The organism is Devosia sp. (genome assembly GCF_017307495.1).
In the GTDB taxonomy this organism is placed as follows: Bacteria; Pseudomonadota; Alphaproteobacteria; order Rhizobiales; family Devosiaceae; genus Devosia_A.
In genome coordinates this window covers 1-18,755 of sequence record NZ_JAFKHE010000019.1, presented here as the reverse complement: position 1 = coordinate 18,755, position 18,755 = coordinate 1, and the positions used below count along the sequence as shown (strand labels likewise).

Below are 18,755 nucleotides of genomic sequence, written 5' to 3'. Positions count from 1 at the left end.
CATCACCCCTGCTCAATCGTCAGCGTCCCGTGCACCCGGTCCTCGATCGTCTGCAGCGGCAGGCTCAGCCGGAACTCGTCTTCCTCCGGGCGGTAGATCGAGAAGCGGAAGCCCTTTACCCTGAGCGTCTCCGCTTCCTCCTGGGTGAACTTGGGGTGGCGGGTGGTCCGCCCGTTGAGGGGAATGGTGTGCACAGGCATCGTCACGGCTCCGGCATGGACGTCAGGTGCCGACAGGATAGAACAGAACAGGAACATATTCGAGTCCGTTCGTGCCTGTCGACGCCATCATTGCTGCGCCCTGCCCGCGTTTCGCGCACGGACTTCGGCCACCCCCTCGGCTATCATCCCAGCGCAAGCTGGGACCCATGTCGCCGCCCGCGCCGGCCGGGAGTTGGGTCCCAGTTGCCGCAGGGATGACAGCAAGCGGGTGTGGCGGTCGTGCCCCGCCCCCCACCGGGTCATTCCCGCGCAGGCGGGAACCCCTGTCTTCGGGGCCAGCCGCAACCAGGGATCCCGGCTTTCGCAGCGATGACCCCCTGTGCACATGGGACTTCGTCCACGCCGCCGCCGCACCCGGTGCCGCCCCGTCAGCAGCCTCGCCAGCACATCACGTCGAGCCCCATCACCACGACAGCCGCGATCGCATAGGTCGTCGTGAACAGGGCCAGCAGCAGCGCCACCGCCAGGCTCGCCCGGTTGAGCAGCACCGCAAGGCCCATGGTCAGCACTTCCAGTCCCGCAAACAGCGCCACCCAGGCCGGCGACAGGTGCGCGCACCTCCCCTTCCACCCTTCTCCCCCGCCGCGCTATGCTGCCCCTGTCGCAACGGGGGGATTTTCGACCATGGCCAACCTGCTCACGCTCACCATGGCCTATCCGATGCTGCGCCTCGAGCGCGGCGAGACGCTGATCGAGGCCGGCGAGGCGCGCGGCGAGCTCTACGTCCTCGCCTCCGGCCGGCTCAAGGTCGAGCGCGACGGCGTCGAGATCGCCCGCATCGCCGAACCCGGCACGCTGGTCGGCGAGATGAGCGTGCTGCTCGGCGCCGATCACTCCGCCACCGTCACCGCCCTCGGCCCGGTCGAGGTCCGCCACATCGAGGACGGGCTGCGCTGGCTCGAGCAGAGCCCGGTCGCCGCCCTGCACGTCGCCACCCTCGCCTGCCAGCGCCTCGATGCCACCAGCGCCCTGCTCGTCGAGCTCAAGAAGGGCGGGCGCGAGGAGAGCTTCCTCGAGCGCCTGTTCGGCACCATCACCGGCGCCGAGACACGCGCCTGACGCAGAAAAGCCGTGCCGGTCCCGCGCTTCGGCGGTATCATCGGCATCCGGACCGGCGTTTCCTGGAGAACCACCATGCGCCTGCGCGCCATCCTCGTCGTCACCGCGCTCCTCGCCGCGGCCCTCGCCCCGCTTTCGGCCGAAGCCGCCTCCCGCGCCACCGCCCGCGCCTCCGGCGACCTCCCGATCCGCACCGGCCCCGGCGTCGGCTATGCCGCCATCGGCACGCTCAGGAAGGGCGCCGAAGTGCACCTGCAGCGCTGCACCCGCGATTCCGGCTGGTGCCTGTTCCTCGACAAGTCCGGCAATCCGGTGGGCTGGGTGCGTGGCTCCTATCTCGTCGGCTCGGGCGCCAAGCTCGAGGTCACGCCGCACCGTTTCCTCGGGTTCGATCCGCTCGATCCGCTCGGCTTCTGCGGCCCCGACCGGAACGGCGACTGGGACGACAGCAACCCGTTCTGCGAGCAGTAACCGGTCCCTCCCCGCGCCGCGACAGCACCCCGGACGCGATTGTGGTGCGTTCGCCCGCAGAGCGGCGGTAGCGCGTGCCGGCATGGCCAACGGCAGCTAAAGGCCCGGTTCAGCCTGCGTTCAGCCGGCCGGGACTAGGGTTGCGGTCATGGCAGAGATGCCCCACGAGATAGCCAAGGACTCCGGACAAATGCTCACCCGCACCCTCAAGACCGTCGCCGTAGCCACCGCCGTGCTGCTCGCCACCGCCGGTGCCTCCATGGCCGCCACCTGGGCCTATGTCGATACCGACGCCAAGGTCCGCCAGTTCCACCAGAACGCCTCCGCGACCGTGAACTGGGTCGAGGAAGGCCAGAAGGTCAAGGTCATCGGCCAGTGGAACAACTGGTACAAGCTGCAGATCCCCGGCCCCGACGGCTGGGTGAAGGCCAACGTGCTCGATTTCGGCTACTACGACGACTACCCGACCTACCCGGTGAAGCCCGGCTTCGGCAGCTCGTTCTGCGTCGACGGCAAGAACGCGCAGTTCTGCTTCGGCACCCAGTTCTGACGCCACGCATCGATCGTCTGGCGAGAGCCTCCCTGCACCCGGCAGCGAGGCTCTCGTTCATTTTCGGTTCAGGAAACCCGGCGCACCGTTTCCCCGTTCGGGGGACAACCACCATCTCTCCTGAAAGGATCGATCCCATGCTCCTTCATCGCATCGCCCTGGGTGCTGCAAGCGCGGCGCTCGCTTTCGCAATTGGTGCCACCACCGCGCTGGCTGCGCCGGCCTATGCCTCCGCCACGGTCAACGTCCGCGCCGGCGCCGGCACCGGCTATCCCGTGGTCGACGTGCTCCGCATCGGCGAGCGCGTCGAGGTGAGCTACTGCCGCGGCGCCTGGTGCATGGTGCAGAAGCCGGGCCCCGACGGCTGGGTCAACGCCAACTACCTCGCGGCCGATCGCCATGGCCGCTATGACCGCTATGACCGCTATGACCCGGGCTATTCCGACGGCGAGGACTTCTTCCTCTTCGAGCGGCCGACTTACCGCTATCGCCCGATCTACCCCTTCTTCCGCAGCCAGGTCTGCTGGGGCAGTGCCAACACGTCGCTGTGCTTCCGCGACTGACCCGGCTTGTCGGCCACCGGCTGGGGGGCTATCTAGTCCCCCAGTGCGAATTGTCCTGGTGACCGATGCCCGCCCCGGCCAACAACTCCAAGCCCTATGTCAAGCTCGCGGCCACGCTGTCGAGCCTCGGGCTCGGCCTCTATTTCCTCGAACAGTTCGGCTTGCGCGAGGCGCAGCAGATGCTGCACCTCGAGCCCGATGGGCTGGTCGTCAGCATCCTGTTCCTGGCGCCGTTCGTCCTCATCCTGGCCGCCATCGTGGTCTTCGTCGTCGGCAAGATGCGCCGGCTCTGACCCGCCCCGCCTATTCGACGCGCAGCCGCTCCACATCGATCCCGCGCGAGACCAGTGGCTCCCTGGCCCGCCGGCCGAGGAACTCGTTGAGGCCGTAGAGCACCACCGCGGCGATCAGCAGCACGATGCCGAAGCCGCGCGTCCCCTCCTCCGTGCCGATCGCGATCGCCGCCAGCAAGGCGGCCGCGCCGCCCCCGAGCAGGATGTACCAGCGCCGCTCCGCCTGGATACGCAGGTTGCGCGCCCCCGACAGCAGCAGGTCCCTGAGCTCGAGGTCGCCCATCTGCGCCAGTTCCGAATTGCCGCCTTCGCGCCGGATCGTCTGCATGTAGGCCTCGACGCGCCGGTCGATCACCTCCTGCCGCTCGGCCTCGCGCCGGCCGCGGAAGAAGTAGCTGAGCACGACCCCGATCAGCCCCAGAGCTGCCAGGACTTCCAGCAAGACGATCATTGGCGAACTCCGTGTCGCGGGCCCAGCGCCCATCGCAATTCAGATGTCCCCCGCGATGCCGCGATTCAAGGTGCGATCAGTGTGGCGGCGTCTCTTCCTCGGCCACGGACGGCGCGGTATTGCGCCCCGCCCGGCTAAGGTGCCGTTCGCGCGCCATCACCACGAGGCCGGCCCCTACGATCACCGCGCCGCCGACCAGGGCCACCGGATCGATCAGGTGGCCGAAGAACTGGTAGCTGAGGAAGATTCCCCAGGGCAGCGCCAGGTAGTTGAACGGCTGCAGCGTGCTCGCCGGCGCTCGCGCCAGCGCCACCGTCATCAGCCCGTGCGCGGCGGTGGAACTGACGGTCATGAACGCCATCTGCCACAGCGCCTCGCCCTCGAACGGCGTCCAGAAGAACACCCCGACGGCTGTGGTCAGGACCAGTCCGCCAACCCCGGCATAGACCATGCTCGTCGCCGTGCTGTCGACGGCGGAGACCTTGCGGGTCAGCGCGATGTAGAGGGCATAGGTGGCTGCCGAGAGCAGCGCGAACAGCACCCCGCCGTCGATCGGCAACCCGCCCGGCCGGACGATCACAAGCGCGCCGGCAAAGCCGACCGCCACGGCGAGGAGGCGGAACACCCCGACCCGCTCGCCCAGGATCGGGATCGCCATCAGCGTCGCCAGCAGCGGATAGACCAGCACCACCGCCTGCAGTTCCGCCAGCGGCACCGTCCGCAGCGCCATGGCGAAGGCCCAGATGTCGATCACGAGCAGCACCGCCCGCGCCACCTGCAGCACCGGGAAGCGCGAGCGGAACGCTTGCCTGAGCGGTGCCTGCCTGCTGACCAGCCACAGGGAAAAGGCCGCGAACGCCCAGAACCGGACCATCGCGATCTGGAACGGCGAATGCGTCTGCACCAGGGATTTCGAAACGGCGTCCTGCACGCCGAAGATGATGATCGCCAGCACCGAAAGGCCGATGCCCATGGCGACGTTGTCAGCGCGCCGGCGCGATTGGCCGGCGTCATGCTCACTCATGGAAAGTCTCTATAAAGGTAAGGCCCCGGGCTGGTCGGCCCGGGGCAGGCATGCGACTTATGCCGCTTATGTGCTGCTCTTCATAGTGGCGTTCTTGATCAGCCCGGCGATGGCCGTCAGGATGCCGCCGCCGACCAGGCCGGTCACGCCCTGCCCGGCCAGCGCGCCGATATCGAGCCCGCCGGCGGTGCCGGCCGCCGCGGCAGCGGCGCCGCCGACCAGGCCCGAAAGTCCGGGAATCTGCCCGGCAAGCCAGGTGCCCAGCCAGCCGCCGATCGCGCCCGCGATCGAGTTGCCCACCGGCCCCAGATTGATCTGCTTTACCACGGCCGCCAGGCCGTTGCCGCCGACGCCGCCGGCGATCAGTTGCACCAGAATAGAGACAATTGCTTCCATTGGACGCTCCTCGTATCCAGCATTGGAAGCCAGGGTTGGCCCCCAACTCGCAGCAGGAGCATAGGCCTGATCAGCGAGAGTCGGTAGTCATCGCTGCTCACCCACTTGAATAGGCAGGGGAAATCATGCACCCGACGGCCGCTTCTACAGATACTGTGTCAACGTTACTTACCCATCAGCTGCCCTGTCCTGCGGCACCGCAACCGTCGCGCTGTCGATTGAAGCGCGGACCGTCAGGTCCTATCTTCCACCACGACTCATGACATCCGCAGCCACACATCAGCCGGCCGACAATCGCCGGGTCGCCCTCGTCACCGGTGCCGCCGATCGGGTCGGCGCGGCCATCGCGCGCCGCCTCGCGCGTTCGGGCTGGGCGGTGATTGTCCATTACCGCAGCTCGGCCGGGAAGGCCGAGACGGTTGCGGCCGGGATCCGCGCCGCTGGCGGCCGCGCCGCGACCGTGGGCGCCGACCTTGCGGATCGGTCCGAGCGGGTCCGCGTGGTGGCCGAAGCCGGCAAGGCCTTCGGTCCGCTGACCCTGCTGGTCAACAACGCCTCCCTGTTCGAGCGCGATGCCGCAACCGACCTCGACGAGGCCCTTTGGGACGCACATTTCGCCGTCCACGCCGAGGCGCCGGCTTTTCTCGCCCGCGATTTCGCCGCGCAATTGCCGGACGACGTCCAGGGCAACATCGTCAACATCATCGACGAGCGCGTCCTCGACCTGTCGCCGGCCTATTTCAGCTACACGCTGAGCAAGTCCGTGCTCTGGACGATGACGCGGACCCTGGCCCAGTCGCTGGCGCCCCGCATCCGCGTCAACGCAGTCGCCCCGGGCCCCACCGCGCCGCCCCCGCACGTGACCCCGGAGGCGCATGCGCGTCGCCTCACTGAACTGCCCCTCGGCACTGCGGCCGATCCGGATGGCATCGCCGACGGGGTGCTTGCGATCCTCGCATTGCCGGCCATGACGGGGCAGATGATCGCCCTCGATGGCGGCGAGCATATCGAGTGGCCGGCCCGTCGCGGCCCCACGCCGAGGCGCAGATGACCGATACGCCCGTGCACGGCGCCGACATCATCCGCGGCTTCGTCAAGACCCTGCCAACCTCGCCCGGCGTCTACCGCATGTTCGACGAGGCCGGCGAGGTCGTCTATGTCGGCAAGGCGCGCAACCTCAAGGCGCGCGTCACCAACTACACCCGCCCCGAGGGCCTCGACATCCGCATCCGGCGGATGATCGAAGCCACGCGCAACATGGAGTTCGTGCGCACCGAAACGGAAGCCGAAGCGCTCCTGCTCGAGGCCAACCTGATCAAGCGCCTGAAGCCGCGCTTCAACGTGCTGCTGCGCGACGACAAGAGCTTCCCCTACATTCTCATTGCCACCGAGCACGAGGCCGCCGAACTCCGGAAACATCGCGGGGCGCGTCGCACCAGGGGCCACTATTTCGGCCCCTTCGCCTCGGCGCTGGCGGTCAAGCGCACCATCACCGCGCTGCAGCGCGCCTTCCTGCTCCGCACCTGCTCGGACAGCTTCTACAGGGGCCGCACCCGGCCCTGCATGCTGCACCAGATCAAGCGTTGCTCGGCCCCCTGCACCGGCGAAATCTCGCTCGCCGACTACAACGTGCTGGTCGAGGAGGCCCGCCAGTTCCTCTCCGGTAAGTCCAAGGTGGTGCAGGACCACCTCGCCGAGGACATGAACAAGGCGGCGGAAGCCCTCGATTTCGAGCGCGCCGCCCTGCTCCGCGATCGCCTGTCGGCGCTCGCCCTGGTGCAATCGCAGGGCGACGTCGCCGCCAAGACCGTCGAGGAAGCCGACGTCTTCGCCATCGGGCACGAGGCCGGCCAGTTCTGCGTGCAGGTGTTCTTCTTCCGCGCCTACCAGAATTGGGGCAACCACGCCTTCCGCCCCCGCGCCGACGCTTCGCTGACCGATGCGGAGGTGCTCGAAGCCTTCATCGGCCAGTTCTACGAGGACCGCACCCCGCCCCGGCAGATCCTGCTTTCGCATCCGCTCAGCGAGACCGAACTGATGGAGGAGGCCCTGTCCGGCAAGGCCGGCCACAAGGTGTCGGTCCAGGTCCCGCAGCGCGGCGAGAAGAAGGACCTGGTCCAGCACGCGCTCAACAACGCCCGCGAGGCGCTCGGCCGCCAGCTGGCGGAAGGCGCGACGCAGAAGGCGCTGCTCGAGGGTGTCGCCACCCTGTTCGGCCTCGACGAGCCGCCGCGCCGCATCGAGGTCTACGACAACTCGCACATCTCCGGCACCAACGCCGTCGGCGCCATGATCGTCGCCGGCGAGGAGGGGCTGAGCAAGAAGCACTACCGCACCTACAACATCCGCTCGACCGACATCACGCCGGGCGACGACTTCGGCATGATGCGCGAGGTGCTGACCCGACGCTTCACCCGCCTTGCCAACGAGAGTGACCCGATGGCCGACGACGAGGAGGGCACCATGCCGGATTGGCCCGACGTCGTGTTCATCGACGGCGGCGCCGGCCAGCTCAACGCTGTGCGCGAGGTGATCTCCGGCCTGAACCTGCCCCGGGAGGTGACCTTCATCGGCATCGCCAAGGGCGAGGAGCGCGACGCCGGCCGCGAGAAATTCCACATGGAGGGCCGCGAGCCCTTCATGCTGCCGCATCGCGACCCGGTGCTCTACTACGTCCAGCGCCTGCGCGACGAAGCCCACCGCTTCGCCATCGGCACCCATCGCGCCAAGCGGCAGAAGGCCGCCATCACCAACCCGCTCGACGAGATCGAAGGCATCGGCCCGACCCGCAAGCGCGCCCTGCTCCAGCGCTTCGGCTCGGCCAAGGCCGTCAGCCGCGCCGCCCTCGCCGACCTCCAGTCGGTCCCGGGCGTCTCGAGCGCGCTGGCGCAGCAGATCTACGACCACTTCAACGGCAGCTAGCACGACGGCCCGGCGAGGCGTTTGCCCCGAGCGCTGGTTCGTAGTTTTGCGCGAGCAGCTGAGTCACCGATATTCCAGTCACTCTCGGTGTCATCCCTGCGAAAGCAGGGACCCAACGCGTAGCTCGCGCCGGTGGAGCGATGGATCCCGGGTCGAGCCCGGGATGACAGCTGGGGGTGGGGCGGGAAAAAAACAAAAGGCGCCCGATGGGCGCCTTCGTTCATACGATCACAGTGATCGAAGCTTAGTTGACCGCAGTCCGCGCGACCGACTTGATGTCTTCGCGGGTGATGCCGAGGTCACGGAGCTGGGTATTGCTCAGCTGCGACAGCTCACGGACGGTGCGGTTGTAGGCGGCGATCTGCGAAAGCTTCTGGCGGATGTTCATTTCGTTTTCCCCTTCTGTTTGGTGACCTGGATATAGGTCCACCAACCCGACTGGAGCAGTAGGGTATTTCGCAACCGAGCTATGCAATCAGCGCAGGCAGGATTAACTGCCGTTAAGTTTCGATTCATCTTGATCAGCCAAAGGCCGGTTCTTGTTCAGCTTCCGTTCATCCGCGCGGCAATCCTGCGGCGGAAATGCGATCACCCCTTGATGCCGGACGACAGCATGATCGCCTCGGTCACCTTGCGCTGGAAGACGAGGTAGACCGCCGCCACCGGCAGCCCGGCGAGCAGGGCCGCCGCCAGGCCGCCAACGCCCATGTATTGCTCGATCTGCCCGATGGCCACGGTGATGTTCATCAGCGGCTCCTTGGTCACCACGAGGAACGGCCACAGGAACGCGTTCCACGCCCCGATGAAGACGATGATCGAAAGCGCGGCCGTGACGCCCCAGTTGGCCGGCAGGTAGATGTTCCACAGCACGCGCGCATGGCTCGCGCCGTCCACCCGCGCCGCCTCGCCCAGTTCCCTCGGCATGCTGTCGAAGAACTGCTTGTAGACGATCACCGCCACCGGCGCGATCAGCTGCGGCAGGATCACGCCGGCCCAGGTGTTGATCAGCTTCCAGCTGTTCATCAGGAGGAAGTGGTTCACGATCAGCGCCTGCACCGGAATCATGAAGCTCGCGAGGATGACGCCCCACAGCAACTTCCGCCCGCGGAACTCAAGCTGCGAGATGGCGTACCCCGCCGCCGCGCTGATGCCGATGACGACTGCCGTCACCGTCCCCGAGGTTACCAGCGAGTTGAGGTACCAGAGCCCGATCGGCGTGTTCACCAGCGCATCGGCATAGACGCCGAGCCCGTCGAGGAGCGAGCCCTGCGCCCGCGGCGCCACCGTCGCCATCACCGCCCAGACCAGCGGATAGGCCCAGGCGACGCTCGCCGCCAGCGTCAGGACCGCCAGCACCAACCCCGCCATGTTCAGCCGCCGGCTCACTTGCGCGCCCTCAGCAGCTGGAACTGCAGCACCGACAGCGCCGCGACGATCACGAACAGTGCCACGGCCACGGTCGCCGCATAGCCACCCTGGTTGCGCTGGAAGGCCAGCGTGTAGATGTACTGCACCAGCACCATCGAAGCGTCGACCCGTCCGCCCTGCACCAGCAGGTACACCTGGTCGAACACCTTGATCTGGGTGATCAGCTGGATGGTCAGCACCAGCGCCGTCACCGGCCAGATCAGCGGCCAGGTGACGTCGCGGAACAGCACCCAGCGCCCTGCCCCATCGAGCTTGGCCGCCTCGTAGAGCTCGGCCGGGATGTTCTTGAGTCCGGCCATGAACAGCAGCACGTTGAAGCCGACGGTCCACCAGATGGTGATCGCGGCCGCCATCGGCAGCACGAAGGCCGGCATCGCCAGCACTCGCTCGGGCAGGATGACCTGGCCGGGCCCGTACGCGAACCACGTCCAGATCGAGGTCACCGTCGTCACCGGCAGCACGTAGGGCAGGAAGAACGCCGCCAGCACGAGCCCCTGCCAGAAGCGCCCGAGGCGCACCACCAGCATGGCGAAGGCGAGGCCGAGCAGCGTCCCCGGCACCACGGTCAGCGCCACGAACAGGGCCGTGTTGCGCACCGAATTGCCGAAGCGCCAGTCGCGGAAGAGCTTGAGATAGTTGTCGAGCCCGACGAACTCGCCCGGCACGATAAGCTGCCCGCTGGTGAGGCTCATCGCCAGCATCTGCAGCGTCGGATAGAGGAACAGCGCCGCATAGACGATGACGAACGGCGCCACCAGGGGCAGCGCCGTGCGATTGTCGAGCCTGTTGCTGCGCTTTGTCATGGCCCAAGGCTTTTGCGGCCTCGGGCCGGTCAGGTCAACCACCGGGTCGCCCCCGCCCTTTCAGGGCCTGCACCATGCGGAAGCAGTGTCATCGAGGCGATCGACCCGCCGTGCTCGCGGTGCCATCCCAAGGTGGTGTTGCCCAACCCCGTGCATTCGTGGTTGTTCGGGGGGGTCGCGCCGGACGTGCTGGAATTGGCCGCCGGGGACGCGATCACGGCCGGATCGCACCGGTTGGGGACTGGGGTTGTAGTCAATGACAACGAGCAATCGCGCCGACATGCTGCGCGACATGACGAGAGACCTGCTGCTGGCCGGACGGCTGTGGCGCAAGATGGCGCGCGAGGCGGCGGCCCGCCACGGCGTGTCGGAGGCTGCGTCAGCGCCGCTGATCTGGATCGACCGCCTGGGCGAGAACGTCCGCCAGAACGCGCTGGCCGAGGCGGTGGGCATCGAGGGCGCCTCGCTCGTCCGCCTGATCGACGAACTCGAGGCCTCGGGCCTGGTCACGCGCAGGCCCGACCCGAACGACCGCCGCGCCAATTCCGTCTCGCTTACGCCACGTGGCCGGGAAGTCGTCACCGAGGTGAACGACGACATCCAGCGCCTTCGCCTCGACATCTTCAGAGACCTCGATCTTGCCGACATCCATGCTGCAGCCCGGGTGCTCGACGCCATCAAGCTAGCCGGCGGCAGGCAATGCCAGCGCCCCGATCCGGGCCATTCGACGAACGGATGAGGACAGGCTCGTGACAAGTACTTCGTACTCGGCTACAAACCTCGCCCATGAACCTCCGCGCCACCTACTTCTATTGGTACTTTAGCAACGGAAGCCGCTGGCAGCCGGAGGGGCGCGTTTGATCTCATAGACCAAGCGATAGAATTCCCGAAAAGCCGCCAGCAACTGGCGGCTTTTTCGTCGCCGGTGCTCACCAGATCCCCGAGGAGCCGACGACAAATGCTGAAATCCACCGACGACCTGCGCATCAAGGGACTTCGCGAACTCCGAACACCGGAGGAAGTGATCCGCGAGTTCCCGCGCACCGACGCCGCCACCCGCACGGTGATCAGCGCCCGCCACGCGCTGCACAACATCTTGCACGGCACCGACGACCGCCTCGCCGTCGTCGTCGGCCCCTGCTCCATCCATGACCCCAAGGCCGCGCTGGACTATGCCCGCCGCCTCGCGCCGGTCCGTGAGCGCCTCGCCGGCAGCCTCGAGATCGTCATGCGCGTCTATTTCGAGAAGCCCCGCACCACCGTCGGCTGGAAGGGCCTCATCAACGATCCCAATCTCGACGGCAGCTTCGATATCGACAACGGCCTGCGGCTTGCCCGCTCGGTGCTGCTCGAGATCAACAATCTCGGCCTGCCCGCCGGCTCCGAATTCCTCGACATGACGACCCCGCAGTATTTCGCCGACCTCGTCTCGTGGGGCGCCATCGGCGCGCGCACCACCGAGAGCCAGGTCCACCGCGAACTGGCCTCGGGGCTGAGCTGCCCGGTCGGCTTCAAGAACGGCACCGACGGCAATGTCCGCATCGCGCTCGACGCGGTGAAGTCGGCCAGCCAGCCGCACCATTTCCTCGCCGTCACCAAGTCGGGCCGTTCGGCCATCGCCGCGACCACCGGCAACGACGACTGCCACATCATCCTGCGCGGCGGCAAGGTGCCGAACTTCGGCGCCGAGAGCGTCGATGCGGCGTGCGCGGAGGCCGAGAAGTCCGGAATCTGCCCGGCCGTGATGATCGACGCCAGCCACGCCAACTCGTCCAAGAAGCCGGAGAACCAGCCCCTCGTCCTCGCCGAGGTCGGCGCCCAGCTGGCTGCCGGGGACAAGCGGATCATCGGCGTGATGATCGAATCCAACCTCGTCGCCGGCCGCCAGGACCTCGTGCCGGGCAAGGAGCTGGTCTACGGGCAGTCGATCACCGATGCCTGCATCGACTGGGACACCACGGTCGAGACGCTCGAAAAGCTGGCCGAGTCCGTGGAAGAACGCCGCCGCGCGACGGGGCAACTGGTGGCCTGAGGCACGATACATCAGCCAACCACAGGGTCATCCCCGCGAAAGCGGGGACCTCTGTTTGGGATGGTGCAGCAAACGGAGATCCCCGCTTTCGCGGGGATGACACCCAGTCTGCCGTGCTGCCGGCGCCGGCAACCCTCCCTGAACCCTCGCCACCACCATCCCCTGCCCCGCCTTGACCGCGCCACGCCGATAGCGTCTTCTCCGCCCATGCAGATCCCGCCGCAACTGATGTCGCTTCCCAACCAGCTGACCATCGCGCGCATCCTCGCGATTCCGGTCATCTGCCTGTTCCTGCTGAGCGGCTGGGAGTGGCTGCGCTGGCTCGCGCTCCTGCTCTACATCGCCGCCGCCATCACCGACTGGCTCGATGGCTTCCTCGCGCGCCGGATGAACCTCAACTCGGCGCTCGGCAAGATGCTCGATCCGATCGCCGACAAGCTGCTGGTCGGCGCGCTGATCGTCACCTTCGCCTTCACGCGCGATTTCTCCGGCTGGGACCTGATCCCGGCCATCGCCATCCTGATGCGCGAAATCTTCGTCGCCGGCCTGCGCGAATACCTGGGCAACCGCGCCATCGAGGTGCCGGTGACTTTTCTCGCCAAGTGGAAGACCACCACCCAGCTCGTCGCCCTCGCCATGATCATGGCCGCCCCGATGCTGCTCGGGCTGGGCTTCATCGCCCACCTGTTCCTCTGGATCGCGGCCGGGCTGACGGTGTGGACGGGCTGGGAGTACCTGCGCTCGACCTGGCCGTATCTTTCGGGGCCCGAAATATGAAGATCCGCTACTTCGCCTGGCTGCGCGAACGCCTCAATCGCGGCGAGGAGGATGTCGACCTGCCGGCCGAGGTGGTGACCGTAGGCGACCTGATTCAGTGGCTCAGGGATCGCGACGAAGCCGCTGATCTGGCAATGCAAAAGCCGCAGCTGATCAAGGCGGCGCTCGACACCGAGATCGTGCCGCATACCGCCCCCATCGGCAACGCCAAGGTCATCGCCCTGTTCCCGCCGATGACAGGCGGCTGAACGTGTCCGTCCGGCTGCAGGCGGCGCCTTTCGATCCCGGCGCCGAGACCAATGCCTTTCTCGCGGCAAGCGCCGGCGCCGGCGCGGCTGTGACCTTTACCGGCCTCGTCCGCTCCCGCCCCGACGATCCGGTCAGCACCCTGACGCTCGAGGCCTATCCCGAGCTGGCCGAGGCCCAGATCGGCAGGGCCATCGCCGAAGCCGTGGCGCGGTTCGGCCTGATCAAGGCCGCTGTCATCCACCGCTACGGCGCGCTCGATTCCGGCGAACCGATCGTCCAGGTGATGACCCTCGCCCCGCACCGGCAGGCGGCATTCGACGGCGCCTCGTTCCTGATGGACTATCTGAAGACCGACGCCCCCTTCTGGAAGAAGGAGGCCACGCCCGCCGGAAACCGCTGGGTCGAGGCGAAAGCGGAAGACGACCACGCCCGTGACAAATGGAACCGCAAGTGACCGATAGCAGCCCACCATTTTCCCTCGTCGGCCTCGACCACGTTGTCTTCATCGTCGACGACCTCGCCAAGGCCACGAAGTGGTACGCCGATGTGCTCGGTTGCCAGCCCGGTTATTCCTATCCGGCACTCGGTATGGAGCAGGTCTGGTGCGGGGCGGCGCTGATCGTACTGTGGGATATCACGCATCCGGGCGCGGCGTCCGCCATCCCCCCGGTCAAGGGTGGCCGCAATGTCGACCATGTCTGCATTGCCCTCACCCCGTTCGATGAGGACGAGATGCGCGCCCATCTGTCGAGGCACGGCGTAGCGATCGACCGCGAAGCCTTCCACGGCGGCGCGCGCGGTATGGGCAACTCGTTCTACGTGCTCGATCCGTGGGGCAACAAGCTCGAGCTCAAGGGCCCCGCCGTCTATCCGGATGGGCGCGGCTAGTCAGGGCAGCGGGCCGCCCTGGCCGGCCTTCGTGGCGGCAACGACCCCGCGCAGCGCGGCGAGCAGGTGTCCGGTATCGACCCCGACCCCCGCAAGGCTGACACCCTCGCCGAACCATCGCTTCGCCGCCTCCGGCGTACCCGCGAAGATGCCGGCCGTGATGCCCTCTGCCTTGCAGGCCGCAATCACCAGTCGGATGGCCGACACGACCTCCGGATGTGCCATCTCGCCCGGAACGCCGAGCGCATGCGACAGGTCCATCGGCCCGATGAAGATGCCGTCGAGATGCGGAAGCTTCACGATATGCTCCGCATCCGCCAGCCCGCCCTGCCCCTCGATCATCAGCAGGACGGCGACGTCGCGGTTGGCCTCGGCGAACCACTCGAGCCGGCCGGAATAATCGGCGGCGCGGACGAACGGGTTGGCGCCGCGGTTGCCGTCAGGCGCGAAGCGCGCGGCGCGCACCGCCTTTTCGGCTTCGGCGAGCGAGCCGATCTGCGGCACGATCACACCCGCCGCGCCGGCGTCGAGCGCCGCGGCAATCTCCGTCGGCTCGCTGCTGCGCACCCGCACCAGCGGGTAGAGGCCCCGCGCCCGCGCGGCCAGGATCAGCGGGCCGAGCGCCTCGCTGCCATGTGCGCCATGCTCGATATCGAGGATCACGGCGTCGAACCCGGCGAGCCCGATCAGTTCAACCACCTCGACGGACGGGATGATCGAAAACGTGGCGACCAGCGGCACACCGCTCTTCAGCCGCTCGCGCAGCGCCGGCAGACTCATCGCTTCCTCCCCAAAGCACGAACCCCGCCACATGGGCGGGGTTCGATCAACTCGTCAATTCGGCCGACTTACTCGGCCGCCACCTTCTTGGGCGTCACGGCCTCGGTATAGGCGTTGATCAGCGTGGTGCAGCCCTTGGCCGGCTTGAACTTGTACTGGCCGACCTCGGAGACCGGGGTGATTTCCGCCGCCGTGCCGGTGAGGAAGCACTCGTCGAAATTCGACAGTTCCTCGGGCAGGATGTGGCGCTCGACCACCTTGTAGCCGTTCTGCTTGGCCAGCTCGATCGCCGTCTGCCGGGTGATGCCGTTGAGGAAGCAGTCGGGGGTCGGGGTGTGGATCTCGTCGCCCTTGATGAAGAACACGTTGGCGCCGGTCGCCTCTGCGACATAGCCGCGATAGTCGAGCATCAGCGAGTCGGCATAGCCGTTGGCCATCGCCGCGTCTTTCGACAACGTGCAGATCATGTAGAGGCCGGCGGCCTTGGCGGTGCAGGGGATGGTCTCGGGGCTCGGGCGCTTCCAGCGGCTCCATTCGAGGCGGATGCCCTTGAGCTTCTCCTCGACCGAGAAATAGCTCGGCCACACCCACGAGGCGATAGCGAGGTGCACCTTGTTATTGCGGCCGGGCACCGACAGCTCCTCGGAGCCGCGCCAGGCGACCGGGCGAACATAGGCGTCGACGAGGCCGTTCTTATCGAGCACGAGGCGCTTGGCAGCCTCGATCTCGTCGACCGAGTAGGGAATGGTGAAGTCGAGGGTCTTGCCCGACTGGATCAGGCGCTCGGTATGCTGGCGGGACTTGAAGATCTCGCCGCCATAGGCCCGCTCGCCCTCGAACACCGTGCTGGCATAGTGCAGCCCATGGGTCAGGACGTGGATCTTCGCGTCCTTCCACGGCACCATCTGCCCGTCGAACCAGATCCAGCCGTCGCGCTGGTCCATCGGAATTGCCATCAGTCTCTCCCACTCATCTTTATTGCAGCCGAACAGACTGCCGTGCTTGTTGCGATGATCCTGCCTCACCGGCGTACCCTTGGCAAACCGGAACGGCTTTGGGATAAGGCAACATTGGTCCTGTCAATGAGGGGATGATGGCATCGGGCAAAATAAGTGTCAACAAGGCTGACATAAATTTGGCCGCGACGGCCGCTGGGGCCATGCCCCTCGACGTCATGGGGCTGTTCTTCTTTGCCTACAGGGACTTCGTTGGCGATGCTGACGCGTTGCTCGAACGCCAGGGATTCGGGCGCGCGCATCACCGGGTGCTGTTCTTCGCCAACCTGCGCCCCGGGATGCCGGTTGCCGACCTGCTCGATATCCTGAAGATCACCAAGCAGAGTCTGGCGCGCGTGCTGCGCCAGCTCGTCGACAACGGCTATATCGAGCAGAAGACGGGCGAAACCGACCGCCGCCAGCGCCTGCTCTATGCCACCGAAAAGGGCCGCGAGCTGTTCGAAGTGCTGTCGGCCACGCAGACCAGCCGCATCCAGGCCGCCATCGCCCCCCTGCCCGCCGAGGGCAAGCGCACCGTGCTCAAGTTCTTCGTCGGCATGGTCGAGCCCGAGGACCGCGCCCTGCTCGATCGGCTGAAGCTGACCGACGATCTCTGACGGCGCCCGCGGCTTCGCTCGACCGGGTCATTCCCCGCGAAGGAGCCTGTGCCGGCCGTAACGGCCGCGGCCTACATCAGCTTCTTGCCGTTCGGCACCGTCCGCTCTGTTGCCGCCAGCACGATGGCCCCGGCCTCGTCCTCGAACCCCAGCGTCAGCACTTCGCTGCGCACCGGCCCGATCTGGCGCGGCGGGAAGTTCACCACCGCCAGCACCTGCCGGCCGACCAGCGACTCCGGGGTGTAGTGCACCGTGATCTGCGCCGAGCTCTTCCTGATCCCGATCTCGGGACCGAAATCGATCAGCAGGATGTAGGCGGGCTTGCGCGCCTCGGGAAAGGGGCGCGCTTCGACGATCGTACCGGTGCGGATGTCGACCTTGTCGAAATCGGCGTAGCTGATCTCGACCATCAGGCCCGCCCGAGCTCTTCCGAGCGCCGGCGGGCCGCGTCGACCGCCCTGTCCATCAGCGGCTGCAGCCCGTCCGGCGCCATCAGCACGTCGAGCGCGGCCGCGGTAGTACCCTTCGGCGATGTCACGTTGATGCGCAACTGGGACGCCGGCATATCCTTCTCCGCTTCCAGCAGGGCTGCGGCGCCGGTTACCGTCGCGCGCGCCAGCTGCATGGCCTGCTCGTCGTCGAAGCCCTGCTTGCGCGCCGCCTCGGCCAACGCTTCCACGAGGTAGAACACATAGGCGGGCCCGGAGCCCGACACGGCAGTGACCGCGTCGATCTTCCGCTCGTCGTCGAACCACATGACCTGCCCCGCGGCGCTGAGCAGCGCGTTGGCGACGGCCCGATCCTCATCGCTGACCGCCAGCCCGACGGCGCCGGTGATCCCCCGGCCAACCTGCGCCGGCGTATTCGGCATGGTGCGGATCACCCGCTCGGTCTGCAGCCCCTCGGACAGCCCGACCAGCGGAATGCCGGCGGCGATGGACAGCACCAGCGTATAGCTGCCGACCACGGGCCGGATCTCGGCCATCACGTCGTAGATGACCTGCGGCTTGACCGCCAGCACCAGCACGTGCGTCAGCACGCCGAGGGGACGGGGCAGCAGCCGGACGCCGTGCTCGGCGGCGAACTGCACCGCGGCTTCGCCGGGCTTGGGATCACACAGCACCAGCCGGTCCGGCGGCAACCCGCCCGCGATCCAGCCGCGCGCCAGGGCCAGGCCCATCTTGCCGGCCCCGACCAGGGCAACCGGTCCGATCTCGGAGAGATTCAAGCTTCGCCCACCGTTTCGAACATGACCTCGCTGAGCGCGTCGGCCGCGCTCTTTCCAGCCCATATCACGAACTGGAACGCCTGGTAGTAGAGATCGCAGCTGTCGGTGGCCGAGCGCAGCAGCGCCTCGCATTGCTGCGGACTCACCTCGGCGCCGCCCGTGAGCAGGTGCGAGTTGCGGAACAGGATGACCCCTTCATGGTTCCACATGTCGAAATGGCCGATCCAGAGCTGCTCGTTGATCAGGGCGATCAACTGCTTCACCTCGGCCCGGCGCATGTCGGACACCTTGAGGTCGAAGGCGGCCGCGATGTGCAAGGACTCGAGGTCTTCCATCCAGTTGAACGAGACGTGGTAGTCGGCCCAGTTCCCGCGCACCGAAATGGAAATCTCGTCGGCATCCTGGCGCTCGAAGTTCCAGTCGTTGATCGAGGCGATGTGCTCGATGATGTCGACCGGGTGCACCGTACGATCCGGTTCCAGTTCCAGAATATGTGTCATTGGCTGAGCGTCCCATTGGGCGAAACGTAAGGGCTTGGCCGGTGCAAACCGGTCCTACGCGGTACTTTCAAAGAACTCGACGCGGGAGAGCCTACGAATCGTCCTATGGCAGGCACGCTACACTGGAGCCCCGATTCCGGGGATTGGACTGCCAGAGCCATCCAAGGCTTTCTTCTGTGGATGATCCGGCCGGAAGGGTTAACAGGGTGTTAAGACCCCGAGTCTGTCCCCAGCCCGCTTGCCCGATTTTGGCACAATCGGACGGGCCCGACTCGCGCTATGCTGCGCGCCGTTCCGGACATGTGACGGTTGGGTGAAGCGCGATCCCAGAGGGCGAGCCTTCGCGTCCGGCCGCCATCCGGCTCCGGGTGATGGATGGGCGGGGTGACCGGCGCGGTTCAGGGCCACGCGGGTAGTCCGCAAATGAAACGGCCGTCGCCGCGCCGGTCTTATCGAGGTCTGGGTGAGACCGCTGCCGTGAGGGAGCGTGCGCGGCTGGTTCTCTCCA

The 18,755-nt window shown here is 67.1% G+C and carries 27 protein-coding genes; 14 read left to right on the top strand and 13 right to left on the bottom strand.

Features of this window, described 5'->3' with window-relative positions; translation table 11 throughout:
* Window positions 1-2: 2 nt before the first annotated feature.
* On the bottom strand, window positions 3-200 hold the full coding sequence (locus J0I99_RS11760) for a hypothetical protein (protein WP_291397786.1): 198 nt from the start codon (window positions 198-200) through the stop codon (window positions 3-5).
* Between the two features lie 389 nt (window positions 201-589).
* On the bottom strand, window positions 590-754 hold the full coding sequence (locus tag J0I99_RS11755) for a hypothetical protein (RefSeq protein WP_291397784.1): 165 nt from the start codon (window positions 752-754) through the stop codon (window positions 590-592).
* A gap of 91 nt (window positions 755-845) precedes the next feature.
* Between J0I99_RS11755 and J0I99_RS11750 the strand changes: the two genes are divergently transcribed.
* The 5 genes from J0I99_RS11750 to J0I99_RS11730 all read left to right on the top strand — a co-directional run bounded on the left by J0I99_RS11750 (window position 846) and on the right by J0I99_RS11730 (window position 3,157).
* Complete coding sequence (locus J0I99_RS11750) at window positions 846-1,280, top strand: Crp/Fnr family transcriptional regulator (RefSeq protein WP_291390078.1); 435 nt, start codon at window positions 846-848, stop codon at window positions 1,278-1,280.
* Between the two features lie 12 nt (window positions 1,281-1,292).
* Window positions 1,293-1,751 carry an SH3 domain-containing protein gene (locus J0I99_RS11745; protein ID WP_291397783.1) on the top strand — a complete coding sequence of 153 codons (459 nt, stop codon included), beginning with the start codon at window positions 1,293-1,295 and terminating at the stop codon, window positions 1,749-1,751.
* Window positions 1,752-1,899: 148 nt separating this feature from the next.
* Entirely contained in the window at window positions 1,900-2,301 is a 402-nt protein-coding gene (locus J0I99_RS11740) for an SH3 domain-containing protein (RefSeq protein WP_291397782.1), read from the top strand.
* Window positions 2,302-2,438: 137 nt separating this feature from the next.
* On the top strand, window positions 2,439-2,864 hold the full coding sequence (locus J0I99_RS11735; RefSeq protein WP_291397780.1) for an SH3 domain-containing protein: 426 nt from the start codon (window positions 2,439-2,441) through the stop codon (window positions 2,862-2,864).
* 65 nt (window positions 2,865-2,929) lie between these two features.
* Window positions 2,930-3,157 (top strand): hypothetical protein, encoded by a 228-nt coding sequence (locus tag J0I99_RS11730; RefSeq protein WP_291397778.1) that lies wholly within the window; start codon window positions 2,930-2,932, stop codon window positions 3,155-3,157.
* A gap of 10 nt (window positions 3,158-3,167) precedes the next feature.
* On the opposite strand, the gene J0I99_RS11725 is transcribed toward J0I99_RS11730, so the two are convergent.
* The 3 genes from J0I99_RS11725 to J0I99_RS11715 all read right to left on the bottom strand — a co-directional run bounded on the left by J0I99_RS11725 (window position 3,168) and on the right by J0I99_RS11715 (window position 5,028).
* A complete protein-coding gene (locus J0I99_RS11725) occupies window positions 3,168-3,608 on the bottom strand; it encodes a hypothetical protein (RefSeq protein ID WP_291390072.1) in 441 nt (146 codons plus the stop codon).
* 76 nt (window positions 3,609-3,684) lie between these two features.
* On the bottom strand, window positions 3,685-4,632 hold the full coding sequence (locus tag J0I99_RS11720) for a DMT family transporter (protein WP_291397777.1): 948 nt from the start codon (window positions 4,630-4,632) through the stop codon (window positions 3,685-3,687).
* A gap of 66 nt (window positions 4,633-4,698) precedes the next feature.
* Window positions 4,699-5,028, bottom strand: a complete 330-nt coding sequence (locus J0I99_RS11715) for a hypothetical protein (RefSeq protein WP_291397776.1) — start codon at window positions 5,026-5,028, stop codon at window positions 4,699-4,701.
* Window positions 5,029-5,287: 259 nt separating this feature from the next.
* On the opposite strand from J0I99_RS11715, the gene J0I99_RS11710 reads away from it, so the two are divergent.
* Window positions 5,288-6,079 carry an SDR family oxidoreductase gene (locus tag J0I99_RS11710; protein WP_291397774.1) on the top strand — a complete coding sequence of 264 codons (792 nt, stop codon included), beginning with the start codon at window positions 5,288-5,290 and terminating at the stop codon, window positions 6,077-6,079.
* The gene (gene uvrC / locus J0I99_RS11705) at window positions 6,076-7,950 is read left to right on the top strand and encodes an excinuclease ABC subunit UvrC (protein ID WP_291397773.1); all 1,875 of its coding nucleotides are present in this window, start codon (window positions 6,076-6,078) and stop codon (window positions 7,948-7,950) included. The genes J0I99_RS11710 and uvrC overlap by 4 nt, the downstream gene beginning before the upstream one ends.
* A 244-nt stretch (window positions 7,951-8,194) precedes the next feature.
* On the opposite strand, the gene J0I99_RS11700 is transcribed toward uvrC, so the two are convergent.
* The 3 genes from J0I99_RS11700 to J0I99_RS11690 form a co-directional block, all read right to left on the bottom strand.
* Window positions 8,195-8,338, bottom strand: a complete 144-nt coding sequence (locus tag J0I99_RS11700; RefSeq protein ID WP_291389919.1) for a DUF1127 domain-containing protein — start codon at window positions 8,336-8,338, stop codon at window positions 8,195-8,197.
* A 200-nt stretch (window positions 8,339-8,538) separates the two neighbouring features.
* The gene (locus J0I99_RS11695) at window positions 8,539-9,318 is read right to left on the bottom strand and encodes a carbohydrate ABC transporter permease (protein WP_291397998.1); all 780 of its coding nucleotides are present in this window, start codon (window positions 9,316-9,318) and stop codon (window positions 8,539-8,541) included.
* 14 nt (window positions 9,319-9,332) lie between these two features.
* Window positions 9,333-10,181, bottom strand: coding sequence for a carbohydrate ABC transporter permease (locus tag J0I99_RS11690; RefSeq protein WP_291397772.1), 849 nt, complete (start codon window positions 10,179-10,181; stop codon window positions 9,333-9,335).
* Between the two features lie 256 nt (window positions 10,182-10,437).
* Between J0I99_RS11690 and J0I99_RS11685 the strand changes: the two genes are divergently transcribed.
* From J0I99_RS11685 to J0I99_RS11660, 6 genes are all read left to right on the top strand, one after another.
* Window positions 10,438-10,920 carry a MarR family transcriptional regulator gene (locus tag J0I99_RS11685; protein ID WP_291391231.1) on the top strand — a complete coding sequence of 161 codons (483 nt, stop codon included), beginning with the start codon at window positions 10,438-10,440 and terminating at the stop codon, window positions 10,918-10,920.
* A gap of 219 nt (window positions 10,921-11,139) precedes the next feature.
* Complete coding sequence (locus J0I99_RS11680) at window positions 11,140-12,213, top strand: 3-deoxy-7-phosphoheptulonate synthase (RefSeq protein WP_291397771.1); 1,074 nt, start codon at window positions 11,140-11,142, stop codon at window positions 12,211-12,213.
* 228 nt (window positions 12,214-12,441) lie between these two features.
* Entirely contained in the window at window positions 12,442-12,990 is a 549-nt protein-coding gene (gene pgsA / locus J0I99_RS11675; RefSeq protein WP_291397770.1) for a CDP-diacylglycerol--glycerol-3-phosphate 3-phosphatidyltransferase, read from the top strand.
* Window positions 12,987-13,238, top strand: a complete 252-nt coding sequence (moaD, locus tag J0I99_RS11670; RefSeq protein WP_291397769.1) for a molybdopterin converting factor subunit 1 — start codon at window positions 12,987-12,989, stop codon at window positions 13,236-13,238. Before pgsA ends, moaD begins: the two co-directional genes overlap by 4 nt.
* 2 nt (window positions 13,239-13,240) lie before the next feature.
* On the top strand, window positions 13,241-13,693 hold the full coding sequence (locus J0I99_RS11665; protein WP_291397768.1) for a molybdenum cofactor biosynthesis protein MoaE: 453 nt from the start codon (window positions 13,241-13,243) through the stop codon (window positions 13,691-13,693).
* Window positions 13,690-14,127, top strand: a complete 438-nt coding sequence (locus J0I99_RS11660) for a VOC family protein (protein WP_291397766.1) — start codon at window positions 13,690-13,692, stop codon at window positions 14,125-14,127. Before J0I99_RS11665 ends, J0I99_RS11660 begins: the two co-directional genes overlap by 4 nt.
* Here the strand turns inward: J0I99_RS11660 and J0I99_RS11655 are convergent, their stop codons facing one another.
* Window positions 14,128-14,907 (bottom strand): aldolase/citrate lyase family protein, encoded by a 780-nt coding sequence (locus tag J0I99_RS11655; protein ID WP_291397764.1) that lies wholly within the window; start codon window positions 14,905-14,907, stop codon window positions 14,128-14,130.
* A gap of 68 nt (window positions 14,908-14,975) precedes the next feature.
* Window positions 14,976-15,866 carry a branched-chain amino acid aminotransferase gene (locus J0I99_RS11650; RefSeq protein WP_291397997.1) on the bottom strand — a complete coding sequence of 297 codons (891 nt, stop codon included), beginning with the start codon at window positions 15,864-15,866 and terminating at the stop codon, window positions 14,976-14,978.
* 200 nt (window positions 15,867-16,066) lie between these two features.
* Between J0I99_RS11650 and J0I99_RS11645 the strand changes: the two genes are divergently transcribed.
* Window positions 16,067-16,519, top strand: coding sequence for a MarR family transcriptional regulator (locus J0I99_RS11645; RefSeq protein ID WP_291389933.1), 453 nt, complete (start codon window positions 16,067-16,069; stop codon window positions 16,517-16,519).
* A 71-nt stretch (window positions 16,520-16,590) separates the two neighbouring features.
* On the opposite strand, the gene J0I99_RS11640 is transcribed toward J0I99_RS11645, so the two are convergent.
* From J0I99_RS11640 to J0I99_RS11630, 3 genes are read right to left on the bottom strand one after another with little or no spacing between them, the layout of a single operon-like run.
* A complete protein-coding gene (locus J0I99_RS11640) occupies window positions 16,591-16,932 on the bottom strand; it encodes a tRNA-binding protein (RefSeq protein WP_291389940.1) in 342 nt (113 codons plus the stop codon).
* Entirely contained in the window at window positions 16,929-17,747 is an 819-nt protein-coding gene (proC, locus tag J0I99_RS11635) for a pyrroline-5-carboxylate reductase (RefSeq protein WP_291397762.1), read from the bottom strand. The genes J0I99_RS11640 and proC overlap by 4 nt, the downstream gene beginning before the upstream one ends.
* Window positions 17,744-18,247 (bottom strand): YbjN domain-containing protein, encoded by a 504-nt coding sequence (locus tag J0I99_RS11630; RefSeq protein ID WP_291389937.1) that lies wholly within the window; start codon window positions 18,245-18,247, stop codon window positions 17,744-17,746. The genes proC and J0I99_RS11630 overlap by 4 nt, the downstream gene beginning before the upstream one ends.
* Window positions 18,248-18,755: the final 508 nt, after the last annotated feature.

What these genes read in the sequence shown, in the direction of transcription:
- J0I99_RS11690 (WP_291397772.1), bottom strand. Translation starts at nt 10,181, where the DNA reads ATGACAAAGCGCAGCAACAGGCTCGACAATCGCACGGCGCTGCCCCTG.
- J0I99_RS11735 (WP_291397780.1), top strand. Translation starts at nt 2,439, where the DNA reads ATGCTCCTTCATCGCATCGCCCTGGGTGCTGCAAGCGCGGCGCTCGCT.
- J0I99_RS11700 (WP_291389919.1), bottom strand. Translation starts at nt 8,338, where the DNA reads ATGAACATCCGCCAGAAGCTTTCGCAGATCGCCGCCTACAACCGCACC.
- J0I99_RS11720 (WP_291397777.1), bottom strand. Translation starts at nt 4,632, where the DNA reads ATGAGTGAGCATGACGCCGGCCAATCGCGCCGGCGCGCTGACAACGTC.
- moaD (WP_291397769.1), top strand. Translation starts at nt 12,987, where the DNA reads ATGAAGATCCGCTACTTCGCCTGGCTGCGCGAACGCCTCAATCGCGGC.
- uvrC (WP_291397773.1), top strand. Translation starts at nt 6,076, where the DNA reads ATGACCGATACGCCCGTGCACGGCGCCGACATCATCCGCGGCTTCGTC.
- J0I99_RS11655 (WP_291397764.1), bottom strand. Translation starts at nt 14,907, where the DNA reads ATGAGTCTGCCGGCGCTGCGCGAGCGGCTGAAGAGCGGTGTGCCGCTG.
- J0I99_RS11730 (WP_291397778.1), top strand. Translation starts at nt 2,930, where the DNA reads ATGCCCGCCCCGGCCAACAACTCCAAGCCCTATGTCAAGCTCGCGGCC.
- J0I99_RS11760 (WP_291397786.1), bottom strand. Translation starts at nt 200, where the DNA reads ATGCCTGTGCACACCATTCCCCTCAACGGGCGGACCACCCGCCACCCC.
- J0I99_RS11725 (WP_291390072.1), bottom strand. Translation starts at nt 3,608, where the DNA reads ATGATCGTCTTGCTGGAAGTCCTGGCAGCTCTGGGGCTGATCGGGGTC.
- J0I99_RS11645 (WP_291389933.1), top strand. Translation starts at nt 16,067, where the DNA reads ATGCCCCTCGACGTCATGGGGCTGTTCTTCTTTGCCTACAGGGACTTC.
- pgsA (WP_291397770.1), top strand. Translation starts at nt 12,442, where the DNA reads ATGTCGCTTCCCAACCAGCTGACCATCGCGCGCATCCTCGCGATTCCG.
- J0I99_RS11710 (WP_291397774.1), top strand. Translation starts at nt 5,288, where the DNA reads ATGACATCCGCAGCCACACATCAGCCGGCCGACAATCGCCGGGTCGCC.
- J0I99_RS11750 (WP_291390078.1), top strand. Translation starts at nt 846, where the DNA reads ATGGCCAACCTGCTCACGCTCACCATGGCCTATCCGATGCTGCGCCTC.
- J0I99_RS11630 (WP_291389937.1), bottom strand. Translation starts at nt 18,247, where the DNA reads ATGACACATATTCTGGAACTGGAACCGGATCGTACGGTGCACCCGGTC.
- J0I99_RS11680 (WP_291397771.1), top strand. Translation starts at nt 11,140, where the DNA reads ATGCTGAAATCCACCGACGACCTGCGCATCAAGGGACTTCGCGAACTC.
- J0I99_RS11740 (WP_291397782.1), top strand. Translation starts at nt 1,900, where the DNA reads ATGGCAGAGATGCCCCACGAGATAGCCAAGGACTCCGGACAAATGCTC.
- J0I99_RS11685 (WP_291391231.1), top strand. Translation starts at nt 10,438, where the DNA reads ATGACAACGAGCAATCGCGCCGACATGCTGCGCGACATGACGAGAGAC.
- J0I99_RS11715 (WP_291397776.1), bottom strand. Translation starts at nt 5,028, where the DNA reads ATGGAAGCAATTGTCTCTATTCTGGTGCAACTGATCGCCGGCGGCGTC.
- J0I99_RS11695 (WP_291397998.1), bottom strand. Translation starts at nt 9,318, where the DNA reads ATGGCGGGGTTGGTGCTGGCGGTCCTGACGCTGGCGGCGAGCGTCGCC.